Source organism: uncultured Cardiobacterium sp. (assembly GCF_938028185.1).
GTDB lineage: Bacteria > Pseudomonadota > Gammaproteobacteria > Cardiobacteriales > Cardiobacteriaceae > Cardiobacterium.
Window position 1 is genome coordinate 1 of sequence record NZ_CALJAH010000065.1, and the last position, 2,497, is coordinate 2,497.

Below are 2,497 nucleotides of genomic sequence, written 5' to 3' on the forward strand. Positions count from 1 at the left end.
ATTGAAGGTGGCACCAGCGTCGTCCTCGTCACCCACGACGCGCAGGAAGCGGTGCGCCTCGCGCAACACATCTACTGCCTCGGCGGCAAACCGGCGACCACCTTCGCCGAAATCCACCTGCCCGATCCCTTCAGCGCTCGTAACCACGATTGGTGTGTGGCGAAAAGTGCGCACCCCGCCCTGCGCGGCATCGAAGAAGCGGCGCTGGCGGATTGATGAATCTCTGTTTTGACCCCGCCCAGGCCGCTGGCTACAAAAGCCGCGCGCAAATCGTGCGCGTCCTTTCCGAACACTGGCTGAAAACCCATATTCCCTGCATCCATTGTGGCCGCGCGCTACAAAAAACGGAGAATAACAGCCGCGTTAAAGATTTCATTTGCCCGCATTGCCACGAAAACTACGAATTAAAAAGCAAAAACGGATTATCCATCGGCGCAAAAGTCCCCGATGGCGCATACCGCACCATGATTGAACGCATCCAGGCGGCAGACAATCCTGGTTTCTTCTTTCTCGCTTACCGCCGCCGTGATTACCGCGTGCAACAGCTTGTCCTCGTGCCCAAACATTTCGTGACCGCTGCCATGATTGTGCCGCGCCGCAAGATGCTGAAAGGACGCAAAGATTATTTGATGTGCGACATGAATCTCGGTGGTCTGCCGGAGAGTGGCAAAATCCGCCTGATTGAAAAAGAACAGGTAATTGATCCTGCTATCGTGCAAAAACAATGGCAAGCGCATCTCTATCTGCGGGGACAAAAAGCGGAAAAGAAAAGCTGGCTGCTGGCAATCATGCGTTGCCTGGATTTATTGCCCGCACAATTCACCCTGGCGCAAGTTTATGCCTTTGCCGAAACCTTGCACCGGCAATTCCCCGCCAATCAACATATCGAGGCAAAAATCCGCCAACAATTACAAATTCTGCGCGCGCAAAACATCATCGAATTTATCGCGCGCGGGCAATACCGAAAAATCCTCTGAACCCCAAATCAGCCCGCCCCAAAAGCCATGACCCCCGCCGACATTCTCTCCCTGCGCAACACCGAACACCCCTTCCGCCTCTTTTTCCCGCTCGCCTGCCTCGGCGCCTGGGTGGCACTCCTGCCGTGGCTGGCGCTCTTGCTCGCGCCGCAGTACGCCGGGCATTTCCCGCTGCACTGGCACGCCTTCGCCTTCCTCAACCTCTGCGCCGGGGCGGGCTTCGTCGGCTTCCTCATGACCGCGTTGCCGTCGTGGACGGGCGACCCCGCGCCGCGCAGCATCCACAGCTGCCTGCTGCTTGCCCTCTGGGGCAGCATCCTCTTCGCCCTGCCGTGGCCGTCCGTCGCGCTCACCGCCTGTGCCGCCTTCTGGGGTTATCTCAGCGCCTACACCGCCTGGCGCGTCATCCATAACCGCCGCACGAACCTCACCAGTTTCGTCATCACCATGAGTATGCTCACCGCGCTCGACGTCCGCTACAGCTTCAGGCCGGACGGGGCGGCGCTGCACCAAATGGTTGATACCATGCTGATTGCGGTCGCACTGGTGAATTTCCGCGTTGGCCGCGTCCTTGGCAACGAGGCGCTGAAAGACGGCGGCCACGGCGAACTGCGCTTCATGCCCAACCCCTATGCGAAAAACATCAGCGCGCTGATGCTTGGCCTCTACATCGTCGTTGGTGCCGCAGGCGCAGCGGACAACATCCAGGGCTGGCTGGCGCTCGCGGTCGCCGCCGCCTTCGCCGCACGCTTGCAGGACTGGCACAGCCTGCTGCTGTTGCGCGCGCATTACGTCCGTGCCAATTACAGCGTCAGTTTGGCGCTGGCCGTCGGCTATGGCATGACCGGCATCGCGCAACTCGCCGCCCCGGCGTTGTACAGCCCGGCCCGGCACCTGCTCGCCATCGCGGCAATGCTGGCGATGGTGCTGACCATCATGAGCATTGCCGGCATCCGCCACAGCGGGCTGAAACTGCATTTTTATCGCGACACCCGCCTCGCCCTCGCCCTCATCCTCTGCGGCGGCCTGTCGCGCTGCTTCGGCGCACTCTATGCGCCCGGTCTCGCCACCATTTACGCCATTCCCGCCGCCTGCATCGCCGCCGCGTTTACGCTTTATGCGCTGCGTTATATCGGCATTTTCCGCCGCACCGAGCCGCGGTGAGACGGCGACCGCAGCCCCAAAAAGAAACACCGCCCTGTTCATGGCGGTGTTTCTTGTGCTTGTCGTGGCGGCTGAAGGCGCCTTTGCCTTTCTTCGCCTTGACGATTTGTTGACGGTACTTGCCGCTATGCAGCAAATCCTGATGCAGGCTGCGTCGGTTCATGTTGTTTCTCCGTATTAAAGGGCGGCGGATTATACGCCGCTTTTTCGCCAAATCCAGCCGGAAATCAGAAAGGCCGCCTGAAAATATAGCCATCCACCGAAAGTTTCAGACAAGGCGCGTCGCCGAAGGCAGTACGCATTTGTACGGCGAGGCGACGCAACACAGTATGAGGCTTTCGGTGGATGGCTATAAT

General features: G+C 59.7%; 3 protein-coding genes and 1 pseudogene. 3 read left to right on the forward strand and 1 reads right to left on the reverse strand.

Annotated elements, in window-relative coordinates; genetic code table 11:
- The 3 genes and pseudogenes from Q0349_RS02050 to Q0349_RS02060 form a co-directional block, all read left to right on the forward strand.
- Nucleotides 1–216, forward strand: a pseudogene (locus Q0349_RS02050) (ABC transporter ATP-binding protein); the annotation flags it as partial.
- Entirely contained in the window at nucleotides 216–977 is a 762-nt protein-coding gene (locus Q0349_RS02055) for a DpnI domain-containing protein (protein WP_298079180.1), read from the forward strand. The pseudogene Q0349_RS02050 and the gene Q0349_RS02055, both read left to right, overlap by 1 nt.
- Before the next feature lie 27 nt (nucleotides 978–1,004).
- On the forward strand, nucleotides 1,005–2,141 hold the full coding sequence (locus tag Q0349_RS02060; protein ID WP_298079181.1) for an NnrS family protein: 1,137 nt from the start codon (nucleotides 1,005–1,007) through the stop codon (nucleotides 2,139–2,141).
- Here Q0349_RS02060 and arfA read toward each other — a convergent pair.
- Nucleotides 2,086–2,304 (reverse strand): alternative ribosome rescue factor ArfA, encoded by a 219-nt coding sequence (gene arfA / locus Q0349_RS02065; protein WP_298079182.1) that lies wholly within the window; start codon nucleotides 2,302–2,304, stop codon nucleotides 2,086–2,088. The two genes, Q0349_RS02060 and arfA, sit on opposite strands and share 56 nt — an antisense overlap.
- Nucleotides 2,305–2,497 lie beyond the last annotated feature (193 nt).

What these genes read in the sequence shown, in the direction of transcription:
- Q0349_RS02060 (WP_298079181.1), top strand. Translation starts at nt 1,005, where the DNA reads ATGACCCCCGCCGACATTCTCTCCCTGCGCAACACCGAACACCCCTTC.
- Q0349_RS02055 (WP_298079180.1), top strand. Translation starts at nt 216, where the DNA reads ATGAATCTCTGTTTTGACCCCGCCCAGGCCGCTGGCTACAAAAGCCGC.
- arfA (WP_298079182.1), bottom strand. Translation starts at nt 2,304, where the DNA reads ATGAACCGACGCAGCCTGCATCAGGATTTGCTGCATAGCGGCAAGTAC.